At 71.7% G+C, this 23,379-nt stretch carries 23 protein-coding genes; 8 read left to right on the top strand and 15 right to left on the bottom strand.

Annotation, left to right across the window (positions count from 1 at the left end; genetic code table 11):
- Positions 1 to 23: 23 nt before the first annotated feature.
- The 4 genes from ACWZJV_RS24415 to mraZ form a co-directional block, all read right to left on the bottom strand.
- Positions 24 to 1,847, bottom strand: coding sequence for a peptidoglycan D,D-transpeptidase FtsI family protein (locus ACWZJV_RS24415; RefSeq protein ID WP_457179175.1), 1,824 nt, complete (start codon positions 1,845 to 1,847; stop codon positions 24 to 26).
- A gap of 12 nt (positions 1,848 to 1,859) precedes the next feature.
- The gene (locus ACWZJV_RS24410; RefSeq protein ID WP_457179174.1) at positions 1,860 to 2,456 is read right to left on the bottom strand and encodes a hypothetical protein; all 597 of its coding nucleotides are present in this window, start codon (positions 2,454 to 2,456) and stop codon (positions 1,860 to 1,862) included.
- A complete protein-coding gene (gene rsmH, locus ACWZJV_RS24405) occupies positions 2,453 to 3,463 on the bottom strand; it encodes a 16S rRNA (cytosine(1402)-N(4))-methyltransferase RsmH (protein WP_457179173.1) in 1,011 nt (336 codons plus the stop codon). The genes ACWZJV_RS24410 and rsmH overlap by 4 nt, the downstream gene beginning before the upstream one ends.
- 235 nt (positions 3,464 to 3,698) lie before the next feature.
- The gene (gene mraZ, locus ACWZJV_RS24400; protein WP_008363047.1) at positions 3,699 to 4,121 is read right to left on the bottom strand and encodes a division/cell wall cluster transcriptional repressor MraZ; all 423 of its coding nucleotides are present in this window, start codon (positions 4,119 to 4,121) and stop codon (positions 3,699 to 3,701) included.
- A 301-nt stretch (positions 4,122 to 4,422) separates the two neighbouring features.
- On the opposite strand from mraZ, the gene ACWZJV_RS24395 reads away from it, so the two are divergent.
- Genes ACWZJV_RS24395 through ACWZJV_RS24385 form a run of 3 tightly spaced genes read left to right on the top strand, consistent with a single transcriptional unit; the run spans position 4,423 to position 8,976 of the window.
- Positions 4,423 to 5,376, top strand: coding sequence for an AAA family ATPase (locus ACWZJV_RS24395; RefSeq protein ID WP_008363049.1), 954 nt, complete (start codon positions 4,423 to 4,425; stop codon positions 5,374 to 5,376).
- A 19-nt stretch (positions 5,377 to 5,395) separates the two neighbouring features.
- Positions 5,396 to 6,688, top strand: coding sequence for a DUF58 domain-containing protein (locus tag ACWZJV_RS24390; RefSeq protein ID WP_457179172.1), 1,293 nt, complete (start codon positions 5,396 to 5,398; stop codon positions 6,686 to 6,688).
- Positions 6,685 to 8,976 carry a transglutaminase family protein gene (locus ACWZJV_RS24385; RefSeq protein WP_457179171.1) on the top strand — a complete coding sequence of 764 codons (2,292 nt, stop codon included), beginning with the start codon at positions 6,685 to 6,687 and terminating at the stop codon, positions 8,974 to 8,976. The genes ACWZJV_RS24390 and ACWZJV_RS24385 overlap by 4 nt, the downstream gene beginning before the upstream one ends.
- A 13-nt stretch (positions 8,977 to 8,989) precedes the next feature.
- Here ACWZJV_RS24385 and ACWZJV_RS24380 read toward each other — a convergent pair whose 3' ends face one another.
- The 5 genes from ACWZJV_RS24380 to ACWZJV_RS24360 all read right to left on the bottom strand — a co-directional run bounded on the left by ACWZJV_RS24380 (position 8,990) and on the right by ACWZJV_RS24360 (position 12,818).
- Positions 8,990 to 9,361 (bottom strand): DUF3040 domain-containing protein, encoded by a 372-nt coding sequence (locus ACWZJV_RS24380; protein WP_457179170.1) that lies wholly within the window; start codon positions 9,359 to 9,361, stop codon positions 8,990 to 8,992.
- A gap of 145 nt (positions 9,362 to 9,506) precedes the next feature.
- Entirely contained in the window at positions 9,507 to 10,712 is a 1,206-nt protein-coding gene (gene dinB, locus ACWZJV_RS24375) for a DNA polymerase IV (protein ID WP_457179169.1), read from the bottom strand.
- A gap of 117 nt (positions 10,713 to 10,829) precedes the next feature.
- The gene (locus ACWZJV_RS24370) at positions 10,830 to 11,555 is read right to left on the bottom strand and encodes a methyltransferase domain-containing protein (protein ID WP_457179168.1); all 726 of its coding nucleotides are present in this window, start codon (positions 11,553 to 11,555) and stop codon (positions 10,830 to 10,832) included.
- Positions 11,556 to 11,592: 37 nt separating this feature from the next.
- Complete coding sequence (locus ACWZJV_RS24365; RefSeq protein ID WP_196874698.1) at positions 11,593 to 12,054, bottom strand: SAV_6107 family HEPN domain-containing protein; 462 nt, start codon at positions 12,052 to 12,054, stop codon at positions 11,593 to 11,595.
- Positions 12,055 to 12,224: 170 nt separating this feature from the next.
- On the bottom strand, positions 12,225 to 12,818 hold the full coding sequence (locus ACWZJV_RS24360; RefSeq protein ID WP_457179167.1) for a hypothetical protein: 594 nt from the start codon (positions 12,816 to 12,818) through the stop codon (positions 12,225 to 12,227).
- 144 nt (positions 12,819 to 12,962) lie between these two features.
- On the opposite strand from ACWZJV_RS24360, the gene ACWZJV_RS24355 reads away from it, so the two are divergent.
- Positions 12,963 to 13,598 (top strand): DUF4126 domain-containing protein, encoded by a 636-nt coding sequence (locus ACWZJV_RS24355; RefSeq protein ID WP_008363064.1) that lies wholly within the window; start codon positions 12,963 to 12,965, stop codon positions 13,596 to 13,598.
- On the top strand, positions 13,595 to 14,920 hold the full coding sequence (locus tag ACWZJV_RS24350) for a phytoene desaturase family protein (RefSeq protein WP_457179166.1): 1,326 nt from the start codon (positions 13,595 to 13,597) through the stop codon (positions 14,918 to 14,920). The genes ACWZJV_RS24355 and ACWZJV_RS24350 overlap by 4 nt, the downstream gene beginning before the upstream one ends.
- A 7-nt stretch (positions 14,921 to 14,927) precedes the next feature.
- Here the strand turns inward: ACWZJV_RS24350 and metF are convergent, their stop codons facing one another.
- Positions 14,928 to 15,818, bottom strand: coding sequence for a methylenetetrahydrofolate reductase [NAD(P)H] (gene metF / locus ACWZJV_RS24345; protein WP_008363066.1), 891 nt, complete (start codon positions 15,816 to 15,818; stop codon positions 14,928 to 14,930).
- Between the two features lie 34 nt (positions 15,819 to 15,852).
- Here metF and ACWZJV_RS24340 point away from each other — a divergent pair, with 34 nt between their 5' ends.
- Positions 15,853 to 16,938: a polyprenyl synthetase family protein gene (locus ACWZJV_RS24340; RefSeq protein WP_457179165.1), complete on the top strand. Its 1,086-nt coding sequence runs from the start codon at positions 15,853 to 15,855 to the stop codon at positions 16,936 to 16,938.
- Positions 16,939 to 16,956: 18 nt separating this feature from the next.
- Here ACWZJV_RS24340 and ACWZJV_RS24335 read toward each other — a convergent pair whose 3' ends face one another.
- Positions 16,957 to 17,634 carry an anti-sigma factor gene (locus ACWZJV_RS24335; protein ID WP_457179164.1) on the bottom strand — a complete coding sequence of 226 codons (678 nt, stop codon included), beginning with the start codon at positions 17,632 to 17,634 and terminating at the stop codon, positions 16,957 to 16,959.
- A complete protein-coding gene (gene sigK, locus ACWZJV_RS24330) occupies positions 17,624 to 18,256 on the bottom strand; it encodes an ECF RNA polymerase sigma factor SigK (protein ID WP_457179163.1) in 633 nt (210 codons plus the stop codon). The genes ACWZJV_RS24335 and sigK overlap by 11 nt, the downstream gene beginning before the upstream one ends.
- A gap of 101 nt (positions 18,257 to 18,357) precedes the next feature.
- Between sigK and ACWZJV_RS24325 the strand changes: the two genes are divergently transcribed.
- The gene (locus tag ACWZJV_RS24325) at positions 18,358 to 19,893 is read left to right on the top strand and encodes a molybdopterin-dependent oxidoreductase (RefSeq protein ID WP_457179162.1); all 1,536 of its coding nucleotides are present in this window, start codon (positions 18,358 to 18,360) and stop codon (positions 19,891 to 19,893) included.
- Here the strand turns inward: ACWZJV_RS24325 and ACWZJV_RS24320 are convergent, their stop codons facing one another.
- From ACWZJV_RS24320 to ACWZJV_RS24310, 3 genes are read right to left on the bottom strand one after another with little or no spacing between them, the layout of a single operon-like run.
- Complete coding sequence (locus ACWZJV_RS24320) at positions 19,894 to 20,316, bottom strand: barstar family protein (protein ID WP_008363069.1); 423 nt, start codon at positions 20,314 to 20,316, stop codon at positions 19,894 to 19,896.
- 8 nt (positions 20,317 to 20,324) lie between these two features.
- Positions 20,325 to 20,738 carry a ribonuclease domain-containing protein gene (locus tag ACWZJV_RS24315; protein ID WP_457179161.1) on the bottom strand — a complete coding sequence of 138 codons (414 nt, stop codon included), beginning with the start codon at positions 20,736 to 20,738 and terminating at the stop codon, positions 20,325 to 20,327.
- Positions 20,739 to 20,770: 32 nt separating this feature from the next.
- Positions 20,771 to 21,142: an Rv2175c family DNA-binding protein gene (locus ACWZJV_RS24310; RefSeq protein WP_008363073.1), complete on the bottom strand. Its 372-nt coding sequence runs from the start codon at positions 21,140 to 21,142 to the stop codon at positions 20,771 to 20,773.
- 113 nt (positions 21,143 to 21,255) lie between these two features.
- Between ACWZJV_RS24310 and pknB the strand changes: the two genes are divergently transcribed.
- Positions 21,256 to 23,379, top strand: a complete 2,124-nt coding sequence (gene pknB / locus ACWZJV_RS24305; protein WP_457179160.1) for a Stk1 family PASTA domain-containing Ser/Thr kinase — start codon at positions 21,256 to 21,258, stop codon at positions 23,377 to 23,379.

The following is a 23,379-nucleotide window of genomic DNA, read 5'->3' as shown; positions in this document are numbered from 1 at the left end:
AGGCAATGCGTGCACCCAGCCCCTCACCAACCAGTGGGCATCTTCGACGGCTCGGTGCCGGTCGGCGGGACGCCGTAGCGACGCAGGGCGAAGGACATGATCTGCGAGAAGACCGGACCGGCGACGGAGCCACCACCGCCGCCGTTGCCGGGGTTGTGGATCGCCACGTAGACCGTGAAGCGCGGGTCGTCGGTGGGGGCGAAGCCGCCGAAGGAGACGGTGTTGGTGCCGTCGTAGCACTTGCACTCGGAGTTGACCCGCTGGGCGGTGCCGGTCTTGCCGGAGACGCGGTAGCCGGGAACGGCGGCCTGCTTGGCGGTGCCGTTGACCGGGTCGTTGATGACACGCTCCATCATCTCCGCGGTCTGGGAGGCGGCCTCCTGCGACACGACGCGGTTGCGCGCGGCGGTGTCGGTGCCGACCTCGGCGCCGGAGTTGTTGGTGGCACTCCCGACGATCAGGCTCGGGTCGATGTGTACGCCGCCGTTGGCGATCGTGTTGAGCGCCGCGGTCATCTGCACCGCGTTGACCGAGATGGACTGACCGAAGTCGATGCGGTCCTCGTTGGCGTCGTTCCAGGCCTCCGGCGAGGCCAGCAGGCCCGCCGACTCGGTGTCCAGGCCCAGCCCGGTACGCCGGCCGAGACCGAACGCCGACAGGTACTCGCGCAGCTGGCCGTCGGCGTACTTGTCCGCGGCCATCACGGTGCCGATGTTGGAGGACTTCGCGATCACGCCGGCGAGGGTGAGCTTCTCGACGCCGTGGGGGTACCAGTCACGGATCGGGGCGCCGCCGGACATGTAGGACTCCGGCACCCGGATCCGGGTCGAGGGCGAGACGAGCCCCTGGTCGAGCAGACCGGCGACGGTGAGCACCTTCTGGACCGAGCCCGGCTCGTAGACGTTGGAGAGAGCGTTGCTCCCCCGCAGGGCCTTGGGCGAGGCCGCCGGGTCGCGGGCGTCGAAGGTCGGGTAGTCGGCCAGGCTGAGGATCTCGCCGGTCTGGGTGTCCATGACGACGGCCATACCCGACTCCGCGCGCGAGCTCTGCACGGCGTCCATCAGGGTCTGCTGCACGTAGTACTGCAGGTCGCGGTCGATGGTGAGGGTCAGGTCGTGGCCGTTGACGGGGTCGACACGGTTGTTGGTGCCCAGCGGCATCCGGGTGCCGCTGACCGGGCTGGTCGCGTCGTACTCGGCATGGCCGTCCTTGCCGGCCAGGTGCTTGTCGAAGGCGGCCTCGAGACCCGCGAGGGGGCCGTCGTTACCGAGGAAGCCGACCAGGTTGGCCGCGACGTCGCCGTTGGGGTAGTTGCGCAGCGGGTCACGGCTGGTCCACAGCCCCTGGTAGCCCTCCTTGGAGGCCTTCTCCACCGCCGCGGTCGCCTGCGTCGCGGGCACCTGACGCTTGATGTACTGGAACCGGCTGCCGTCCTTGCGCAGCTTGGCGAGCGCCGAGGCGTAGTCGACCCCGAGCTCCTTGGCCAGGAACGCGGCGATCGCCGGGGCGTCCTTCTTCGTCTGCTTGGGGTCGGCCAGCACCATCAGCCCGTCGGAGGAGTCGGCCAGCGCCTCGCCGTCCCGGTCGAGGATCTCGCCACGCTCGGCCGGCAGCACGACGTCGACGACGTTCTCGGCGGCCGCCATCGCGGCGTACGAGTGCGGGTCGATGCCCTGCAGCTGCACCAGCCGGCCGCCGAAGACCGAGAGCACCATCGCCACCAGGATGAAGCCGACGCGGAGCCGGATGTGCACCGGCCCGCGCCGCCGGGTCGAGGCGGACGCGGGCCGCGGGGCAGGCCGTCGCGCCGGCCGGCGGACCTTGCGCTGGACCTGTCGGCTGACCATCGCTCTCCTCCCCTACCGAGCCTCGCCCGAAGACGTACGCTGCTGCTCCTCGGCCGCCTGCTTCTCCGCCGCCTCCTGGGCGCGCTTCTTCTCGGCGAGCTCGGCAGCCTTCTTCTTGGCCGCGGCCGCCTCGGCCGCCTTCTGCTCGGCGACCAGCACGCTGTAGGGCTTGGCGACCTTCGGGTGCAGCGGCGGCGTCGCGGACCGGTCGGCCGGGGCCGCCTCACCCTCGATCTTGGCCTCGGGGACCCGCAGCATGGCAGCGTTCTGCGGCACGACCATGCCGAGGTTCTTCGCCTTGGCGGCGATCTTGTGCGGGTCCTCCATCTTCTTCAGCTCACCGTCGAGCGCCTGCTCGCGGGCGGCCAGCGTGGTCGCCTGCTCCTGGAGACGCTGCTCCTGGAAGGCCGACTGCTGCATGGAGGTGTTGAAGACGAGCAGGCCCACGACGCCACCGACGAGCAGCATCGAGACGAGCACGACGAACGGCAGCCGCGGCGCCATCGGCGCCGGCAGCGGCGCCGGAACGGCGGCGAGCCGTGGCTGGGTCGTCTCGGCCGCCCGGTCCGGGCGGCGCGCAGGCGCCTGTGGCGCGGCGGCGATGCTCATCTGGTTGCTCCAGGGGTTGGCTTGGCTGTCTTGTCTCTTGGGTTGGATCGGGGCTTGACGCGCTCCACCGCGCGCAGCTTCACCGAGGCGGCGCGCGGGTTCTCCTCGATCTCCGCCTCGGTCGCCTGCTCGGCACCACGGGTGAGCAGGCGGAAGGACGGCTCCGCGTCGGGCGGCACGAACGGCAGGTCCGGGGGTACGTCCAGCTTCGTCGCCTCGGCGAAGGCCCGCTTGGTGAGCCGGTCCTCGAGCGAGTGGTAGGACTCGACCACCACCCGGCCACCGACGCCGACGGCCTCGAGCGATGCCGGCAGTGCCGTACGCAGCGCCCCGAGCTCGTCGTTGACCTCCATCCGCAGAGCCTGGAAGGTGCGCTTGGCCGGATGTCCGCCGGTGCGACGGGCCGGTGCCGGGATCTCCGCGTAGAGGAGCTCCACGAGCGGGCCCGAGGTCGTGAACGGCTGCTTCTCGCGACGCTTGACCACGGCATGGGCGATCTTCTTGGCGAACTTCTCCTCGCCGTAGTCCCGCAGGATCCGGGTCAGGTCCGCCGCCGAGTAGGTGTTGAGGACGTCCGCCGCGGTCTGGCCACGGGTGGCGTCCATCCGCATGTCGAGCGGAGCGTCCTCGGCGTAGGCGAACCCACGCTCACGCTGGTCGAGCTGCATCGAGGAGACACCGAGGTCGAAGAGCACGGCCTGGACCTCGTCGAGCCCTTGCTCGGCGACCACGTCGAGGATCTCGTCGTAGACCGCGTGCACACCGGTCCACCGGTCGCCGAAACGCGCCAGCCGCTCCCCCGCGATGCCGAGGGCGTAGGTGTCGCGGTCGATGCCGATCACCCGCGACCCGGGGATCCGCTCGAGGACCGCCTCGGTGTGACCGCCGTGGCCGGTCGTGCAGTCGACCAGGACGCCGCCGTCGGCGAGCGCGGGTGCGAGCAGGTCGACGATGCGGTCGAGCATCACCGGCACGTGCTTCTGGTTCGTCACCGCCTCGACCCCCATCGCACGGCTTCGTCTGGTGTGTGTTCTCGCCCGCCTCTTCGGCAGAGCCACGGGCTGACAACGCCACGGATCCGCAGAGCCAGGTCTCATGCCCGCTCCGTCACCACCAAGTGCCGTCCGGAACCGGGGAAGGTGCCCCGGATGGCTGGATGAGTGGAGCGGGACTGAGACCTCGTCCTGCGGATCCGCTGTTGACTTGTCTTGGTTCTTGTCGCTTTGTCGATCTGTCCCTTTATCAGTCCGTCGACTCGTCGAGGTCTGCGAACTTGGCCTGTGCACCCGCGGAGTACTCCGCCCACTTGGCCGGGTCCCAGATCTCGATCCGGTCCATCACACCGATCACGACGACGTCCTTGACGATCCCGGCGTAGTCGCGCAGGAGCGGCGGGATGCCGATCCGGCCCTGCTTGTCCGGTGTCGTCTGCTCGGCCCCCGCAAAGAGGACACGGGCGTAGTCGCGTGCGTCCCGAGAGGTGAGCGGCGTCTGCTGGGCCCGCTGCGCCTCCTGCATGAAGACGTCCTCGGGCCACACCACGAGGCAGTTCTCCTGACCTTGCGTCACGACAACCCCCTCCGCCAGTCGATCTCGGAACTTTGCGGGAAGGAAGATCCGGCCCTTCTCGTCGAGCTTCGGCGTGTACGTGCCCATGAAGAACATGTGCTCGCCCCCGCGGTCAGCTCAACGTGGATCGTTCCTCCACTTTGCCCCACCGTACCCCACAATCCCCCACATTCAAACCACCTTCCTCCCCCACGAGGTGTTTTCGCACCACCTGCCGCTCCCCGCAGCCCGATGCGGCCAGTCGTGGACCGCCGGCCGCGCGTCCCCCAGGGAGGTCACAGTCGGGTCAATGGCGCAGACGCCCGTAGGCGCTACCCCGTACGGTGTTCCCATAAGCAGGTGTGAGTCGGAAGGACGCGACGTGACGACGCCGTTGGAGGCCCCAGGATCGGGCCCAGTGCATGGGGCAGAGATCGAGACATTGGTGCGGGTCGCGGGCCGCATTCGCGACAGCATCGAGAAGGTGATCGAAGGAAAGACCGACGTCGTCGACTCCACGCTCACCGTGCTCCTCGCCGAGGGGCACCTCTTGATCGAGGACGTGCCCGGAGTCGGCAAGACCCAGCTCGCGAAGGCGCTGGCGCGCTCGATCGACTGCTCGGTGCGCCGCATCCAGTTCACGCCCGACCTGCTCCCGAGCGACGTCACCGGGGTCTCGATCTTCAACCAGAACACCCGGGAGTTCGAGTTCCGCCCGGGTGGCATCTTCGCCAACATCGTGGTCGGCGACGAGATCAACCGTGCCTCCCCCAAGACCCAGTCGGCGCTGCTGGAGTGCATGGAGGAGCACCAGGTCACCGTCGACAACGTGACCTACCAGCTGGAGTCGCCGTTCATGGTGATCGCGACCCAGAACCCGATCGAGATGGAGGGGACGTACGCCCTCCCCGAGGCGCAGCGCGACCGGTTCATGGCGCGCGTCTCGATCGGCTATCCCCCGGTCGGCTCCGAGATCGCGATGCTGGCCAGCCACAGCGCGTCCAACCCGCTCGACGACCTCGACCCGGTGACCGACGCCGCGGAGATCCGCAAGCTCGTCGGCGTCGTCAACCAGATCTACGTCGCCGACTCCGTGCGCCGCTACACCGTCGCCCTCACCGCGGCGACCCGCGCCAACAACGAGCTCGCCCTCGGTGCCTCACCCCGGGCCAGCCTGCACCTGCTGCGGGCCGCGAAGGCTCATGCCGCTCTGCACGGACGCGAGTTCGTCCTTCCCGATGACGTACGCAGGCTGACCGGCCCGGTCCTTGCCCACCGTCTCCTCCCCAGCGCCTCCGCGGCGATGCACGGCCGGTCGGTCACCGACATCCTCGAGACCGTCGTGTCCGCCGTGCCGGTGCCGCAGTCCTGATCCACCAAGGAGTCATCCGATGCGTGAGGCGCTGTCCGGACTGACCGTCCGGGGCCGGGCGTTCCTGGCCGCCGGGATCACCGCGATCGTCTGCGGGATCCTGCTGGACCAGTCCACGCTGTCCAGGATCGGGATGCTGCTGGTCGCGCTGCCGCTGGTCACCGCGGTGGTCGCGGCCTGGGGCCGCTACCGGCTCGCCCTCGTGCGCCACATCGAGCCGCACCTGACCGAGGCCGGCCAGCCCGCCAGGGTCGAGCTGACCATCGCCAACGAGGGCCGGATCCCCACCGGCACCCTGCTGCTGGAGGAGACGGTTCCCTACGCGCTGGGCGGACGCCCGCGCTTCGTGGTCGACCGGATCGGCTTCGGCTGGCGCCACAAGCTCGGCTACCAGATCCGCTCGGAGATCCGGGGCCGCTTCGACATCGGCCCGATGCGGGTGACGGTGGCTGACCCGTTCGGCCTGGTGGAGCTCAACCGCGCCTTCCACTCCACGCTCCCGTTCACGGTCACCCCACGGGTGATCCCGCTGCCGTCCACCCCGCTGACCGGTAACGCGACCGCGTCCGGCGACTCCCGGCCGCGAGCCTTCCTCGGCGGCAGCGCGGAGGACGTCACGGTGCGGGAGTACCGCCGCGGCGACGAGCTGCGGCGGGTGCACTGGCGCAGCTCGGCCCGTCTCGGCGAGCTGATGGTGCGCCGCGAGGAGCAGCCCTGGCAGGCCCGGGCCACCGTCTTCCTCGACAACCGGCGCTCGGTCCACCGGGGCCAGGGCGCCGGCTCCTCCTTCGAGCAGGCGGTCGTGGTCGCCGCCTCGGTCGCGGTACATCTGGTCGAGGCGGGCTACTCCGTACGCCTGGTGACCTCCGGGGGCGCCACCCCCGGCACCAACGCGGCCGGCGAGATCAACGCCGGCTGGCACGACCGCGAGGGTCAGGCCGACGCGGCCGCGCTGCTGGAGGCGCTCGCCGTGGTCGAGACCGTCCAGCACCACCACATCGACGCCTCCTGGATCGGCGAGGCCGGGCAGGGCGGCATCACCGTCGCGGTGCTCGGCGCCCTCGACGAGGAGGACGCCCGCGTCCTTCGCCGGGTGCGGCACCACACCGGGGCCGCCCTCGCCTTCTCGCTCGCCGTGGACGGCTGGAGCGCGGTGCACCTGGCCCCCGAGCAGCGGCGGCCCAGCGGCGTACCTCTGCTCATCCAGCACGGCTGGAAGGCCGTCGAGCTCGGCATCGGCGACTCGGTGGCCACGCGCTGGCGCGAGCTCGGCACCCGGGGTGCGGCCGCAGGAGCGGGGGCGGCACGATGATGACCTCCTCCGACGTACGCGGCGTCGTGCCCGCGATGGCGGTGCCGGTGACGTGCTTCGTGACCGTCCTGTTCGCGCTGTCCTCGTGGGGCTCGTTCACCAACACCCGCTTCCCCTACCTCGGCCCGATCCTGGTCGCCGGCCTGCTCGTGGTCGGCACCGGCATCTCCGCGCGGCTGCTGCGCGTGCACGGAGCGGTCGTGGTGCTGCTGCAGCTGCTCCTCGGCACGATCGCGACCAGCCTGCTGGTCGTCCAGCACCCCTTCCCCGTCACCGCCGGCGGCAGGGCGCGGGTCACGGCCGCGATGACCGAGGCCTACGCCGCCTTCAACCCCTTCGACCTGCCGATGTCCGCCCCAGAGGTGGCCGCCTACCTCGTCCCGGGCGGTGTCGCGGCCGTGTTCCTGGCCGACGTCCTGGCGGTCTCGCTGCGTCGGCCGCCGATGATGGGGCTCGTCGTGCTGGGCGTGTTCACGGTGCCGTTCAGCATCATCGGCGCCGGTGGCTGGGGTGGGGTCTCCTGGGTCGTCTTCGTGCTCACCGCGACCGCGTTCCTGGTGATGCTGCGCTTCGACCGTGCCCAGCAGCTCGGCCGCTGGGGGCGGCGCCTCGACGAGGACCTCCCCGTGGTGCCCGCCGCCGGGCCGGCGGTCATCGGCGTCTCCGCGGTGGCGATCGCGCTCCTCACCCCGGCCTGGATGCCCAGCCCGAGCATCACCCTCCCCGGTCTGGGGCCGGGAGACGGCAGCGGCCAACTGCGCGTGATCAACCCGACCGTCGGGCTCTACGGCGACCTGCGCAGGCAGTCCGACGAGGTGATGGTCACCGCCACCCCGGTCTATGACCAACCCGCGTCGTCGCCGTCCTACCTGCGGATCCTCACGCTGACGAAGTTCACCGGCACCGAGTGGACGCCTGGCAACCGCGACGTACCCTCCGACCAGACCGGCGTGGCCACCTTCGATCCGCCGATGTCCGACGAGACGTTGCTGGGCGAGTCCACGACCTACCAGATGCGGGCCAGCGACAAGTTCGAGTCGACCTGGCTCCCGGTCTTCACCCATCCGCTGGAGATCACCGCCAGGGGTCCGTGGCGCTATGACGAGGACACCCTCGACTTCATGTCGACCGAGGGCCGGGACCACACCGTCGCCGGCGAGAGCTGGCGGATGACCGCCGCACCGGTCGAGCCGTCCCAGGCGCGGCTGCTGGCCGCGGGCGAGCCCGGGATCGGGGCGCCGACGGGGATGACCGACCTGCCGCTGCTCCCCGAGAAGATCGAGGAGATCGCCCTGGAGCGCACGGCCGGCCAGGACCGGCCCTTCGCCAAGGCCGTCGCCCTGCAGAACTGGTTCCGTCACAGTGGCGAGTTCGTCTACAGCCTGGAGCGCGACGTCGGCACCGACGGCGCGGCTCTGCTGGAGTTCCTGACGACCAACAAGGTCGGCTACTGCCAGCAGTACGCCACGGCCATGGCCGTGCTCGCCCGCGAGCTCGACATCCCGGCCCGGGTCGCCGTCGGCTTCCTCGACGGAGACCAGGACGAGGACGGCGTCTGGCGGTTCCGCGGCCGCGATCTCCACGCCTGGCCCGAGCTGTGGTTCGAGGACATCGGCTGGGTCCGCTTCGAGCCGACGCCCGCGGCTGCCGACACCAGGGAGCCGGGCTACACCGCCGGTGCGCTGGGCAATGCCCGCAACGAGCCGGAGGCGCCCGCGCCCAGCGCCGGCACGAGCGTGGCTCCGGTGCCCAACCGGCCGCAGCGCGAGGAGCCCGACCTGCCCGAGGTCGCCGACACCGGCACCGAGGAGTCCAACGCGGGGGCGATCTGGACCGGTCTGGGCATCGTGGCCCTGCTCGGAGCGGTCGCGCTCGCTGCGCCTGCGGTGATCCGTCGCCGGCGCCGGAAGTCCCGGCTGGCCGGCGACGCGGAGGCCGGCTGGACCGAGCTCGGCGACACCGCGATCGACCTGGGCCTGCCCTGGACCGGCACCCGCTCACCGCGGGAGGAGGCCACCAGCCTGGCCCCGCACCTGCAGAGCCGCGAGCCGATGCTCGCGCTGCAGCGCATCGTTGCCGCCGTCGAGCGCAACCGCTATGCGGAGCATCGCGACACCGCGGCGGTCGGGGACGACGTACGCCTGGTCTCGGTCGCGCTCAGGGCGCAGGCCGACCGGCGGGCGCGGAGGCGGGCACGGCTGTGGCCGGCGTCGGTCTTCCGACGCCCGGCGGCATCGGCCACCGACGGACCGGCGGTGCGGTCCGAGCGGGAGCTGATCTCGTCCTAGAGGCCCTGGGCCTCTACAGGTCGTTGTCGCCGCGGCGGCGCTGCTTCCAGCGCTCGCTGGCCCGGTCGAGGAACGAGCTGCGTGGAGTGTGGTCCCCGTCATCCTCCTCCACCGCAGCCGCACCGCGCAGAGCGGTGAGCAGCACGGAGGTCGAGGCCAGCATCATCAGGAAGCCGACCACTCCGACGATCCACATCCGTGAGATCACACCGGTCATCAGCAACGCGACTCCACCGGCGAGCACGATGCCCGCGATGACCGCGTGTCGACGTTGGGCACGGCGCAGGGCCGTGCCTCGGAGGGCGGAGGCGAACTTCGGGTCCTCCGCCGAGAGCGCGCGCTCCATCTGCTCGAGCAGGCGAAGCTCCTCTTCCGAGAGTGGCACCGTACCTCCCATGTCCTGTTGGGGCATCTCCAAGTCTAGGCACGCCATCCTGAAGGCGGTAGTGAGCCCGGAAAATTCTTGCCCCTCGACGTTCTGCCACATGGCACAACCACCACCGATTGTGTCAAGCGAATGGGCAGTTGCGTCAACCCCGGCCGTGGTCGAGCAGGCTCGCCGGGCGCACCAGGCTGGACCCGAAGCGTTCGGCGACCTGATCGACGGCACGATCGGCCTCGGACCAGCCGCGTTCCCGCTCCCCCAGGACGAGCTGTCGGTCGGTGCCCTCGCGCGCGATCAGGTGCTCGACCCGCACGCCGACCAGGCGCAGCGCCCGGCCACGGAGGTTCAGCTCGTCGTAGAGCCGGACCGCGGTGGCATGCACCTCCTGGGTGACGTCGGTGGGGTCGGGCAGCGTGCGAGAGCGCGAGATCGTCTTGAAGTCGGTGAACCGGACCGTCAGCGCGACCGTGCGGCCGACCGTGCCGGCCCTCCTCATCCGCCGGGTGACACGGGCCGAGAGGCGCAGCAGCTCGCGCACGATGTCCTCGCGGTCGCTCAGGTCGTGGCCGAAGGTCTCCTGGGCGCCCGTCGAGCGGTCGGGCAGGTCGGGGCCGAGCCTTCCGGTCAGCTCGCGCCGGTCGGTGCCGGTGGCGAGCCGGTGCAGGTGGCCGCCGAGGCGGGGGCCGAGGATCTGGTGGAGGGTCGGGACCGGGGTGCGGGCGATGTCACCGACGGTCTCGAAGCCGAGCCGGCGAAGCCGCTTGCGCGTGCTCGGCCCGACGCCGTAGAGCTCACCGACGTCGAGAGGATGGAGGAAGCCGGGGATGTCCTCCGGCCGGACGACCACGACGCCGTCGGGCTTCGCCTTGCGGCTGCCGACCTTGGCCACGCTCGGGGTCGGCGCGACACCGACCGAGCAGGTGATGCTCAGCTCCTCGGCGATCTGGCGCCGGATCCGCTGCGCGATCTGCTCGGGGCTCCCGAACAGCCTGGTCGCCCCGCTGACGTCGAGGAACGCCTCGTCCACGCTGACCACCTCCACCAGCGGGGTGGCTCGGCGGAAGATCTCCCGGACCTGCTTGGAGACCTCGGCGACCTCGCCGAAGTCGAGGCGGACCGAGACGAGCTGCGGGCACAGTCGCCTCGCCATCGAGCCGGGCATCGCCGCCCGCACGCCGTAGGCCCGGGCCGGATAGTTGGCGCAGGTCACCACGCCGCGGGCGTGTCCCCCGACGACCACCGGCTGGTCCCACAGCTCGGGCTGGTGCCTGATCGCCACCGAGACGAAGAAGGCGTCCATGTCGACATGGAGGATCGGGGTGGCCTCCGGAGCGCCAGCGGAGGAGGTCACCCCGATCCTCCGAGGACGCGGACCAGCGCTGACTCGGCGCAAATGTCACGCCGGAGCGCTAGCGGAGGTGGGACCTTTGCGCCGAGTCGGCGCCCGTGGGCGAAGCGAAGCGAGCCCTCAGCGAAGCGAAGCGAGCAAATGCAGCTGCGAAGCGAACGGCAGGTAGTCCGGCCGCGTGGAGACAGCCTGCTCGAGATCGACCAGCGCACTGGTCGCCCCCGGCTCGACGTCGAGCAGCGACCCCGGCACATGATCGACGAACACACGTACGCCACGGACGTCCGTGACCTCGAACCCCGCCGCGTCCAGCAGCCCGGTGACCTCGTCGAGGGCGAACCGGCGACCGGAGCGGCCCTGCGGAGCGGTGTCGTCGAGGAGCTCGACGGCCTGCGCGAAGTGGCCGGCCAGGGCTCGGGAGAGGACCGCGGCGGTGCGCTGGGCGACCAGCAGGCTGAGGGTGCCACCGGGGCGGAGCACCTCGCGGATCCCCGCCAGTGCGGCTGCCGGATCGGGGACGACCTCGAGGACGCCGTGGCAGAGGACCAGATCGGCTCCGCCGGGGTCGGCGACGTCGGAGAGGGCGGCCAGGTCACCCTGGCGGGCGTCGACGGAGACACCGGCCTCGCGGGCGCGCCGGTCGAGCGCTGCCAGCGCGTCGGGGCTGGGGTCGACGACGGTGACCCGGTGACCGAGCCCGGCGATGCGTACGGCTGAGGTGCCGGTGCCGCCGCCGATGTCGAGGACGTCGAGCGAGCCGGAGGCCAGGACCGGATCGAGCGCGTCCCAGACGGCGACGGTCCGGGCGCCTGCCCGACGACTGGTTGATGCGGAGCCAGCTGCCATGGGGCCAAGCGTAGGCCCTGTGCCCACCTCACCTGAATCAGCCCACGAGGCGGTCGTGACGGAGGCGGGTGACGTGGGAGGTGTGGGCCATCAGCCCGAGCGACTCCTCGACGACGGCGAGGAAACGGTCGGCGTCGCGCACCTGGTCGTCGGCCTCCTCGGCGGTGACCGCCCGGATCGAGCCGGCCTCCGCGGCGGCGCGCTTGGCGGCGCCCGCGGCGAAGTAGTCGGCCCACTCGGAGAGCTCGGGCGCGACCTTCTTGAGGCGGACCCAGGCGTTCCACGGACGGCGGCGGCCGGCGCGGCTCGCCGCCTCGACGGGATCGGTGCGGGCGGCGATCAGCGCCGCGGCGGCCTGGAGGGCGGCGACGTGCGCCATGGCGTACCTGCTCGGCACGTCGTCGGCCACGATGGCCTCCGAGAGGGACTCGGTGGCGCGGAAGAGGTAGCTGTGAGTCGTCGCCGGGAGCAGATGCATCGGGTCGTCCTTCTCGCTCAAGGTCGACCCCGCAGTGGACGGCTCCGGCGGGCGTCGGGGGTCGAGGACGACGCCCGCCAGAGCCTGGTTGTTCGAACATTTGTTCGAACACGAGATCAAACTACACCCCGCCACCGACAGTCACAAGACGTTTCGGTGACGGGGCGTGTCGAGGTGGTGCCGGGGGTCGCTCAGTCGTCGGCGACGGCGCCGCGGATCCGGTGCGGCGGGTGGATGTAGCGCGTGTTCGCCGGCAGCCACATGACCGCCAGCAGCCCGGCGGCGATGACGATCGCGATCCCGGTGAGCACGCTGATGGTCACCGGCGGGCCGGTCAGGATGCCGCCGATGCTGGCGACCGCGGAGATGAACACCAGGAACGTGATCACGATCCGGGCCCACTCGAAGCCGTTGCGGAGGAAGACCGCGAGCACGCCGAGCATGCCCGCCATCACCCCGAACAGCGTGATCGCGGGGGCGATGAACGCCGGCGCGCTGACCCGGTTGTCGGTCGGCGGGTTGATCAGGGCCTCGAGGCCCTCGGTCTCCAGGATGCGCTTCGCCGAGGGGTTGCCCTCCGCCCAGGCACGCACGAGGTCGTCGGAGCGCAGCACCATCACCACGACCACGACCGCGCTGAAGGCGATCAGGCCGATGATGAGCCGGATCGCCCACGTCATCTCGCGCGGCACGGGCTCGGCAGCGAGCGCTGCCACCTCGAAAGCGACCTCCGGGCCCTCGCTCACGACCACACCTTCGTTCTCGTCGGGTGTCGTCATGGTCATCCGGTCTCCTTGCGACGTGGGGGTTCAGTCTCCGTTGATCAGCCCATTCTGCCGTACGGGGTCCAACGTAGGTAAATACGCGAACGCGTGCTCTTGGTCTCGGGCTGGGGCCGAGTTGTCGGCGGCGTAGGCCAAGATGTCCTCATGGAATCTCTAGCGCTGACCTTCTCCAGTGGGTGGGCCAGTGGCATCAACGCCTACCTGGTCGTGCTGGTGCTCGGCGTCGTGCAGCGTACGACGGGGGCCGAGGCGATCCCGGACGTGCTCGGCACGTGGCCGGTGCTGGCTGCCGCGGGGCTGATGTACGCGATCGAGTTCGTCGCCGACAAGGTGCCCTACATCGACTCGACCTGGGACTCGATCTCCACGGTGATCCGCCCCACCATCGGCGCGGTCATCGGCGTCCTGCTCGCCGGTGAGGCCGACTCGCTCAACGAGGCCGTCGGCGGCGTGGTGGGCGGCACGACGGCGCTGATGTCCCATCTGATCAAGGCCAGCGAGCGGCTCGCGGTCAACACCTCCCCCGAGCCGGTCTCCAACTCGGTCGTCAGCGTGGCCGAGGACGGACTCGTCCTCGGTGTGGTCTGGTTCGCGACCGAGCACCCGCTGGCCGCGGCGGGCGTCGCCGCGGTGCTGCTGGTGGCCGGGCTGGTGCTGGTCTACCTCCTCGTCCGGGCCGTTCGCGGAGGCTGGCGCAAGCTGACCCGGCGCGGACGACGCGGCGCCCCACCCCCTGACGGGCCCTCCGGCGGCGACACCTTGCCCTACCCCGTCCAGTGACGAGCGTCGTCGTCCTCGGGGGCGGGTACGCCGGGATGGCCAGTGCCGCCAGGCTGGCCAAGCTCGGCCACTCGGTGACCCTCCTCGAGGCCTCCGGACAGCTCGGCGGTGCCCTGGTGCCGGTGCGCGAGGAGGGGTTCACCTGGGACGCCTCGGCGACCTCGACGCTGCTGCCCGCGGTGATGCGCGACCTGTTCCGCAAGTCCGGGCGGCCCGCGGAGCGTGAGCTCGAGCTGGTGCCGATGGACGTGGTCCGCGAGCACCGCTTCGCCGACAAGACCTCGGTCGCGGTGCCCGGCGGCACCCGTGGGGCCCAGTTGGCGGCCTTCGACGAGCTGGGGCCGGGCATGGGCCGGCTGTGGACCGACTACGTGGCCCGGTTCAGCGAGGACTGGGAGGTGCTGCGCCAGCACTACTTCGAGGTGCCGTGGGAGCCCTCGGCGCTGCCGTCGGCGGTCGCGGAGCGGTTCCGGTCGCGCGAGACCCTCCACAAGCGGCTGCGCAAGACGTTCAAGGACGAGCGCCTCCGGCTGGTCGCGGCGCACCCGTTCGTCGCCGCGGGGCAGGAGCTGCGTGACGTACCTGCCTGGGCGGGGCTCACCGCCTACCTGGAGCAACGGTTCGGCGCCTGGCGCGTCGAGGGCGGGATGGGCGTGGTCGCCGAGGTGCTCACCGCTCGGATGGCCACCCGCCGGGTATCGGTGCAGACCGCGACCCGGGTGGAGGACATCGTCGTACGCGACGGCCGGGCGGTCGCGGTCAGCACCGCCGCCGGCGAGATCGACCTCGGCGCGGACGGAGCGGTCGTGGTCGCCTTCGACCCGCGCTCGCTGCCGGCCCTGCGGCCGCTGGTGGAGCGCACCCTGCCGGCGATCCCGCCGATGACGTTCCACCTCGGCCTCGAGTCGCTGCCCGAGCACCTCACCGACCTGCCCGACGAGCTGGTGCTCCACGGCGAGCCCACCCTGGTCGTACGCACCCGCGGGCTCGCCCCCGAGGGGCAGCACGCCTGGACGATCCACTCCCACGGCAAGCTGATGGAGGACATCCTGCTGGCGCTGGCGCGCCACAAGATCGACGTCCGCGAGCACGTCGTGCACCGGGTCGACCTGGGCGCCGCCGAGCTCGTACGCCGCTGGCGCGGGTCCCCGCTGGGCGTGAAGTGGGCGGGGCGCGGCACGGTGTTCCAGCGCCTCGGGCCGCGCACCCCGATCCCGAACGTCTACGCCGCCGGCGCCCATGCGACGCCAGGTGCCGGGCTGCCGTTCGCCGGCCTCTCGGCCGCGCTGGTCGCGCAGTCGATCGGGCCCGCCGAGAGGTGAGCGCGGCCTAGACCGTGACGTTGAGCTTCGCGAAGATCTCCAGCGTCGCCTTGGACCGGTTGAGCGTGTAGAAGTGCAGCCCGGGCGCGCCTCCGTCGAGGAGCTCCTGGCACAGCTCGGCGGCGACCGCGATGCCCTCGGCGCGGATGTCGGCGGGGTCCGGACCGGCCGCGGTGAGGCGCTCGACGATCTCGTCGGGGACCTCGGCGCCGATGAGCTCGCTCTGGCGGCGGATGGCGGCGAGGTTCAGGATCGGCATGATCCCGGGCAGGATCGGGATGTCGACGCCGCGAGCGCGGACCCGGTCGACGAGGCCGAAGTAGTCCGCGGCCCGGAAGAACATCTGGGTGACCGCGAACTCCGCGCCGGCCCTCGCCTTGGCGACCAGCACGTCGGCGTCGGCCTCGATCGACTCCGCGCTCGGGTGGCCCTCGGGGAAGGCGGCGACACCGATGCGGAAGTCACCGCGCTCCTTGGCCAGCCGCACCACGTCGATGGCGTAGTCGAGACCGCCGGGGGTCGGGGTCCACGCGGCCCGCGGGCCCTCGGCGGGGTCGCCGCGCAGCGCCATCACGTGGGCGACGCCCTGGGCGGCGTAGGAGTCCAGGATCGCGGCGACCTCGTCGCGGGTGTGGCCGACGCAGGTCAGGTGGGCGACGGGCAGCAGCTCGGTCTCGGCGGCGATCCGGCCGGTGATGGCAACGGTCTTGTCACGGGTCGAGCCGCCGGCGCCGTAGGTGACACTCACGAAGGTCGGCCGGTAGGGCTCCAGGGCACGGACGGCGTTCCACAGCTGCTCCTCGCCGGCCTCGTCCTTCGGCGGGAAGAACTCGAAGGAGAAGGACCGCTCGCCCTCGTTGATCAGCTCCGCGAGGGAGCGTCCACGTCCAGTCACCATCGGGCCATCCTAGGCAGTGCCCTAGGCTCGGAGAGTGAATGAAACGTGGGGCGCCGATGAATTCCGCAGTCGCGTCCAGGGGGCGCTGGACACCTTCCTCGAGACCCAGTCCGAGCGGCTGGCTCCGCTCGGCGACGAGGTCGAACCGCTGCTGCGCCGGGCCCGCGAGTCGATGTCCGGCGGCAAGCGGCTGCGTGCCGCGTTCTGCTACTGGGGCTTCCACGTGGTCCGCCCCTCCCCCTCGCCCGCCGAGGAGGAGTCGCTCGTGCGCGCGGCCGCCGCGCTCGAGCTGCTCCAGGCCTCGGCGCTCGTCCACGACGACGTCATCGACGACTCCGACACCCGGCGCGGCGCACCCGCCGCACACCGCGCGTTCGAGGCCGACCATGCCGCCGCGGGCTGGCCGGGCCGGTCCCGCGCCTACGGCGATGCCGCTGCCGTGCTCCTCGGAGACCTGCTGCTGACCTGGGCGGACGAGCTGCTGCGTACCTCTGGGTTCGGGGAAGCCGAGACCTCCGCTGCGCTGTCGGTCTTCGACCACACCCGGAGCGAGGTCATCGCCGGGCAGTTCCTCGACATCACCGTCCAGGCGCGCGGCGCCGCGGACGTGGAAGCCGCGATGAAGGTGGTGCGCTACAAGGCGGCCAAGTACTCCGTCGAGCGTCCCCTCCATGTCGGCGCCGCCCTGGCCGGAGCCTCCCCCGAGCAGATCGCGGCGCTGTCGGCCTACGGCCTTCCGGTCGGCGAGGCGTTCCAGCTCCGCGACGACCTCCTCGGCGTCTTCGGCGACCCGTCGGTCACCGGCAAGCCCGCCGGCGACGACCTCGTCGAGGGCAAGCGCACCGTCCTGGTCGCCCTGGCCCTGACGGGCTCGGCCCCCGCCGACGCCGACCGCCTCGACCGCGCGCTGGGCCGGCCGCTCACCGAGGAGCAGGTCGCCGAGCTGCGCACCATCATCACCTCCTCCGGCGCCGAGCAGCAGGTCGAGAAGACCATCACCGAGCTCGCCGACCAGGGCCTCACCGCGCTGGACGACGCCAGGTTCGCCGGCACCCTCGACGCGGGCGCCGCCGGCACGCTCCGCGCGCTGGCCACCGCCGCCACCCAGCGCACCGTCTGAGCTCGCTGGCTCGGCCTCTCAGAGGCGCTCGGCGGGCATCTGGAAGAGGACCTTCTCGGACGGCTGGTCGGAGCCGCCCAGGGGCTCCATGGTGACCATCAGCTCGCCGTCCTCGACGGGTACCGCGACGGCCATCTCGTCGTCGAGGACGCCGGCGGACTCCATGCCGGTGTCGGTGTGCCACCAGACCTGGTAGGTCATCCCGTCGGGACGCGAGAGGTGGGCGGTGTCGACGGCCACCATGTGCATCTCGTGGGACATCGCGACCATCAGCTCGCCGTCGGAGGTCTCCTCCTTGTGCATCCTCGCGTCGGGGGCCGACATCACCTGGGCCGCGGTCATCGGCGGCGGGTCGTCGTCACGTACGACGACCCCGACCGTCACACCGACCCCGACGATCACCGCGGCCGCCGCGGCCACCACCGCCATCAGCCGGCGACGGCGGGGCCTGCCCGCGGCGACGACGGGCCGCAGCTGCGGCGTCTCCGATGCCGTACGCAGCACCCGGCCGCGCAGCGCGACCGGCGGTGTCGCGGCGACCTCGGTGGCGAGGGAGGCGGTCGCCGAGCGCAGCGAGTCGACCTCCTCCCGGCACTCCGGGCACACCGCCAGGTGAGCCTCGAACTCCGCCCGCTCCCCGGGCACCAGCGCGTCGAGGAGGTAGGCCCCGACCAGTCCGTGCACATCAGGCGCCATCGCGATCCCCTCCACCCGGTGTCTCGAGCTCCGCTTCGGCCAGACAGTCGCGCAGCCGGATCAGGCCGTCCCGCATCCGCGTCTTCACCGTCGGCAGCGGCCGGCCGAGCAGCTCGGCGACCTCGGGATAGGTGAAGCCCTGGTAGTAGGCCAGCCGGACGGCCTGAGACTGCAGCGGCGTGAGCGAGTCCAGGCAGCGGCGTACGCCCTCGTGCTCGGCCGCGGTGACCACCGCGTCCTCCGGGCCGGCGACCTCCACCGGCTCACGCCGGGCGACGTGCTCCTCCCGCGCACGCGACGCCTGCGAGGAGCGCACCGTGTCGACCGCCCGCCGGTGCGCGATCGTCAGCACCCACGTCCGCACCGAGCCGCGCGACGGGTCGAACCGGGCGGCCTGGCGCCACACCTCGGTGAACACCTCCTGGGTCACCTCCTCCGCACGCGAGGGATCCCGCACCACCCGCCGGGCGACACCGAAGACGAGCGGAGCCATCGCGTCGTAGAGGGCTCCGAAGGCGTCCAGGTCGCCACCGGCGACGGCGGCGAGCACCCTCCCCGGGTCCAGGTCGTCCTCGGGGTCCGGCGACGACGAATCGCCCACCACCCGCAGCGCTCGGCGCACACGCACCCCTTCCGACGAACGACAGATCTCACCCCGGGTTCGCAGCCGAGAAGTGGGAGGATTGGTCCCATCCGACCACCGATCGGCCACGAACTCACAGCATGACATCCCGCACCTTCCTCGGACGTCTCCCGAGCGGCCCCGTCGCGGGCATCGCCGCGGGCGTGCTCGGCCTCGGCGTCGCCGAGCTCATCGCCGCCCTCGCGCGCGGCGCCTCTCCCCTGCTCGCGCTCGGCGACCGGGTCATCGACCTGACCCCGCGCTGGCTCAAGGAGGCGGCGGTCGCCACCTTCGGCACGGCCGACAAGCCGATCCTGCTGGCCAGCGTCGCGCTGGTCACGCTGGCGCTCCTCGGTGTGGCCGGCGCCCTGGCCGTACGCCGCCCCGCCCTCGGCGCGGGCATGCTGCTGCTCCTCGGGGCCGTCGACATCGCCGCCCTGCTGGCCGACCGGGCCGGCAACGGCACCATGGGCGTCGTCGCGCTGGTGATCGGCCTGGCGGTCGGCATCGCGGCGCTGGTCCTGCTGACGCGGCGTCTGCGGGAGTCCGGCGAGACACCCACCGAGGCGGTGGCGCCCGACGGCTTCGACCGGCGCCGGTTCCTCGTCGCCGCGGCGGCCGTGACCGCGGTCGGAGCGGCCGGCGGCGTCGGCGCGAAGGTGGTCACCGCCCGCCGTCGCCCGGCGACCAGGCTGGCCATCCCGGCTGCCGTCTCCCCCGCCGCGCCCCTCCCGGCGGGCGCAGAGCTGCGGATCGACGGGCTGACGCCCCACCTGACCCCCGTCGACGACTTCTATCGCATCGACATCGCCCTGCTCACCCCACGCGTCGACATCGCCGACTACCGGCTCAAGATCCACGGCCTCGTCGACAACCCGGTCGAGCTGACCTACGAGGACCTGCTCGCGATGCCGCTCTACGAGCGCCGCGTCACGATCTGCTGCGTCTCCAACGAGGTCGGCGGCGACCTGATCGGCAACGCGACCTGGACCGGCGTACGCATCCGCGACGTCCTCAAGCGCGCCGGCCTCGACCCCGACGCCGATGCGGTGAAGTCCACCGGCGCCGACGGCATCACCATCGGCACCCCGCTCGAGGCGCTGACCGACGGCCGCGACGCCCTCCTCGCGATCGCCCAGGACGGGGAGCCGCTGACGCAGGACCACGGCTTCCCCGTACGCATGGTCGTCCCCGGCCTCTACGGCTACGTCTCGGCGACCAAGTGGCTCACCGAGCTCGAGGTCACCCGCTTCGCCGACTTCCGTGCCTACTGGACCGACCGCGGCTGGTCCGCCGAAGGTCCGATCAAGACCCAGTGCCGCATCGACCTGCCCGGCGAGGACCCGGATTCCGCGGGCGAGGTGACCGTCGCCGGCGTCGCCTGGGCGCAGCACCGCGGCGTGAGCAAGGTCGAGGTACGCATCGACGACGGCCCCTGGCAGCCGGCCACGCTGGCCGCCGAGGACAGCATCGACACCTGGCGGCAGTGGACCTACCGCTGGGATGCGACCGAGGGCGAGCACCGGATCCAGGCGCGCGCGTTCGACCGCACCGGCACCCCGCAGACCGGCAACGAGGTGCCGCCAGCTCCCGACGGAGCCACCGGATACCCCACCCGCACCGTCACGGTCGGGTGATCAGCCCAGGTCGGCCAGGTCCGTGTCCGGGCCGTCACCGCGCAGCAGCACGGTGAACGCGGGCCGGTCCTCGGAGATCTCCGCCGCGCGTTCCTGCAGGACCCGGACGATCTTGTCGAACCCGGCGCGGTCGGCATAGGCGGCGCACCCCCACGTCTCCCACAGCAGCACCGTGGGCGCGGAGAGGTCGCGCAGCGAGTCCCAGAGCGCGTCGAGGTTGCGGCCGAAGTGGGCCGGGAACCCGAGCGCGGCGCCGATGGCGCCCAGCACCTCGTCCTTGGTCTCGGCCACCTCGGCGATCTGCTTCAGCGACCAGCCCGCGCCGGTCACCGACTCGTCGAGGTCGGCGGCCGCCAGCTCCGTGTGCCAGCGGTAGACGCCGGGATCGACCTTCCCGGCCAGGAGGCCTGCCAGTCCACTCATCTGTCTCATCACCCCCGGTCGATCCGTGCGAACGACTCGTAGTGGTCCTCGGTGTAGTAGAACTCCCCACCCTCGCCTGCGACGATACGCCGCGCACCCCGGTCATCGGAGCCGGGCGTCGGCACGGTGTACTCGGCGTAGTAGCCCGAGGGCTCCTCGGGCAGGATCCCCTCGCGGTTGCCGAAGGTGCTGCCGTCCTTGCCCGGGTAGGGGAACGGGCCGCCGGCATCGATCAGCTCGAGCGTCTCCACCCCCTCGGGCGGCAGGTCGGACTCCGCGATCCAGGTGAGCCCGCTGTCGGGATCGGTGCCGGTCTTCCCGCCACCCGCGCCTGCGCCCGATCCGGGATCGCCTCCGCAGCCGGCGAGCAGCGCCATCACCACGGCGAGCAGCAGGGCGACCAGGGCAGACTTCGACCTCACGACGGTCCTCCGAGACGTACGGACTTGGTCGTCTAGAGTGCCATGGCCTGGGCCCGGCGCTTGACCTCCGACCCGCGGTTCTCCCGAAGCGCGTCGATCGGGCGACCCGGGAGGTCGTCGTCGAGGAAGAGCCAGGCGATGATCTCGCGGTCGTCGTAGCCACCGTCGTGGAGCACGTGGAGCAGCCCGCCCAGGCCCTTGACCGGCAGGCCGTCCTGGATGAACAGGGCCGGGATGTGCTGGCCCTTGATGCCCGGAGGCACCGCCGCCGCGAGCTCGTGCTCGCGGATCATGGTGCGCACCTTCCCCACCGTCACGCCGAGCAACGACGCAGCGGTGGCCCAGTCGATCCACTCCTCCACCAGGACGCCCAGATCCTGCTCCGCCAGCCGCATTTCGCTCATAACGATCACATTACCGGGCCGGGTAGCCGGGCCGGAAAGTCGTGAGTGGGACCCGCTGGTCCGTACCATTGCCCGGTCCGGAATACTTCTCCAACCGGAGACAGGAGGATCGCGTGGCTAGTGAGGCGGACCCCCGCGAGGGCGTGATCGGGCGCCACGGCGGAGGCTCGGCTACCGCATCCGACCCCCTGCTGGGCAAGGTCTTGGGGATGCGTTACCGGATCGTCGAGAAGGTCGCGAAGGGCGGCATGGCGACGGTCTACGTCGCCCATGACATGCGTCTGGACCGCATCGTCGCCGTCAAGGTCATGCACCGGGACCTCGACGAGGAGGGCAACTTCGCCGAGCGGTTCGTCCGCGAGGGCAGGTCGGCCGCGAAGCTGTCCCACCCCAACGTCGTCGCCGTCTACGACCAGGACGAGGACGACGGCGTCGCCTTCCTCGCGATGGAGTACATCGAGGGCCACACCCTGCGCGACACGATCGCCTCGCAGGCTCCGCTGGGCGCGGCGAAGGCGCTCGCCTACATCGAGCCGATCCTGAGCGCGATGTCCGCGGCGCACGCGATCGGCATCGTGCACCGCGACATCAAGCCGGAGAACGTGCTCATCACCACCGGCGCCGCCTCGATCTCGCAGCGGGTCAAGGTCGCCGACTTCGGTCTGGCCCGGGTGATGACCAACAACTCCAACGACGCCACCACCGGCAACCTGGTCGGCACCGTCTCCTATCTCGCGCCCGAGCTGGTCACCGAGTCGAAGTCCGGGCCGCGCACCGACGTCTACGCCGCCGGTGTCGTCCTCTACGAACTGCTCACCGGCCGCAAGCCCCACAGCGGCCCCTCCCCGGTCGACATCGCCTACAAGCACGTGCACGAGGACGTACCGCCGCCCTCGAAGGCCGCTCCCGGGATCCCGCGCTACGTCGACGCCCTGGTCGCCCGCGCGACCGCCCGCGACCCCGAGTTGCGCCCGGCCGACGCCGGTGTGCTCCTGCGGATGGTCAACCGCGTCATGGCCACCCTGTCCGCGGGCATCTTCGACGACCCCGACCTCACCGCGGACCTGGCGCTCCCGACCGCCGGCGCGCCCGACAGAGGTGCCCCGGCCGGCAACGCCACCGACGCCCCTGTGCGCGCCCACGACGAGTCCGGTGCGGAGTCGACGGCCGTCCTGCCCGCCCTCGGTCTTCCGGCCTCCGGCCCCTCCGGTCCCCCGCCGGGCCGGCCCGCGGGCCCGCCGGGACCGCCTCCCGGTGTTGGCCTCCCCGCGGGCGCGCGGCTCTCGCTGAGCGAGCCCGAGGAGAAGGTACGCATCGCCCCGACCCCCACGCAGCCGAAGCAGCGCTGGAGCATGCCGGCGACGTGGCGGGGCCCGATCGCGATCAGCGCCGCCGTGGTGGCCGTCGCGCTGGTGGCGACCGGGATGTGGTGGTTCGTCGACGGCCGCTACGAGCGGGTGCCCTCGGTGGCCGGTCTGACCAAGACCGCGGCGACCACGCAGCTGCAGGAAGCGGGCTTCGAGGTCTCGGCCAACACCGAGTTCTCCGACACCGTCGAGGAGGGCGTCGTGATCGACTCCGATCCCGGCCGCGACGACAAGGCGCTGCCCGGCTCGACCGTGGAGATCAGCGTGAGCAAGGGCGTCGAGGAATACTCGGTGCCGAAGGTCAAGGGCCTGGTCGCCGACGAGGCCCAGGAGAAGATCCAGGACCTCGGCCTCACCGTCGGTGACGCGATCGAGAAGTTCAACGACAACGTCCCCGAGGGCTTCGTCATCAACTCCCAGCCCCGCGCCGGCACGCTGGTGCGGCCCGGCAAGACCGTGGTGCTGGTGATCAGCAAGGGTCCCGCTCCCGTCGACATCGTCGACTGGACGGGCCGCAACGCCGAGCGCGCCAAGAAGTCGCTGGAGGCCGACGGTCTCGAGGTCGAGATCGAGGAGGAGGAGAACCAGGAGGCCCGGCCGGGCACCGTGCTCAGCCAGAGCCCCAACTCCGGCACCCTCCCCAAGGGCGAGACCGTGACCCTCGTCGTCGCCAAGGGTCCCGCCGCCGTCGCGGTCCCCAACGTCGTCGGCAGCAGCAAGGACGCCGCCAAGCAGACGCTCGAGGCAGCCGGGTTCAAGGTCAAGGAGGAGAAGGACGACTTCCACCTCGGCCTCGACTTCGTGACCCGGCAGGAGCCCGCCGGCGGTGAGGCTCCCTACGGCTCCGAGATCACGATCTGGCTGAACTGA

It is taken from the genome of Nocardioides sp. WG-D5 (assembly GCF_054031175.1).
The sequence above is the reverse complement of the archived record's forward strand: the minus strand, read 5'-3'. Positions and strand labels throughout refer to the sequence as shown.

What these genes read in the sequence shown, in the direction of transcription:
- ACWZJV_RS24415 (WP_457179175.1), bottom strand. Translation starts at nt 1,847, where the DNA reads ATGGTCAGCCGACAGGTCCAGCGCAAGGTCCGCCGGCCGGCGCGACGG.
- ACWZJV_RS24410 (WP_457179174.1), bottom strand. Translation starts at nt 2,456, where the DNA reads ATGAGCATCGCCGCCGCGCCACAGGCGCCTGCGCGCCGCCCGGACCGG.
- rsmH (WP_457179173.1), bottom strand. Translation starts at nt 3,463, where the DNA reads ATGGGGGTCGAGGCGGTGACGAACCAGAAGCACGTGCCGGTGATGCTC.
- mraZ (WP_008363047.1), bottom strand. Translation starts at nt 4,121, where the DNA reads ATGTTCTTCATGGGCACGTACACGCCGAAGCTCGACGAGAAGGGCCGG.
- ACWZJV_RS24390 (WP_457179172.1), top strand. Translation starts at nt 5,396, where the DNA reads ATGCGTGAGGCGCTGTCCGGACTGACCGTCCGGGGCCGGGCGTTCCTG.
- ACWZJV_RS24385 (WP_457179171.1), top strand. Translation starts at nt 6,685, where the DNA reads ATGATGACCTCCTCCGACGTACGCGGCGTCGTGCCCGCGATGGCGGTG.
- ACWZJV_RS24370 (WP_457179168.1), bottom strand. Translation starts at nt 11,555, where the DNA reads ATGGCAGCTGGCTCCGCATCAACCAGTCGTCGGGCAGGCGCCCGGACC.
- ACWZJV_RS24360 (WP_457179167.1), bottom strand. Translation starts at nt 12,818, where the DNA reads ATGACCATGACGACACCCGACGAGAACGAAGGTGTGGTCGTGAGCGAG.
- ACWZJV_RS24355 (WP_008363064.1), top strand. Translation starts at nt 12,963, where the DNA reads ATGGAATCTCTAGCGCTGACCTTCTCCAGTGGGTGGGCCAGTGGCATC.
- metF (WP_008363066.1), bottom strand. Translation starts at nt 15,818, where the DNA reads ATGGTGACTGGACGTGGACGCTCCCTCGCGGAGCTGATCAACGAGGGC.
- ACWZJV_RS24335 (WP_457179164.1), bottom strand. Translation starts at nt 17,634, where the DNA reads ATGGCGCCTGATGTGCACGGACTGGTCGGGGCCTACCTCCTCGACGCG.
- ACWZJV_RS24325 (WP_457179162.1), top strand. Translation starts at nt 18,358, where the DNA reads ATGACATCCCGCACCTTCCTCGGACGTCTCCCGAGCGGCCCCGTCGCG.
- ACWZJV_RS24320 (WP_008363069.1), bottom strand. Translation starts at nt 20,316, where the DNA reads ATGAGTGGACTGGCAGGCCTCCTGGCCGGGAAGGTCGATCCCGGCGTC.
- ACWZJV_RS24310 (WP_008363073.1), bottom strand. Translation starts at nt 21,142, where the DNA reads ATGAGCGAAATGCGGCTGGCGGAGCAGGATCTGGGCGTCCTGGTGGAG.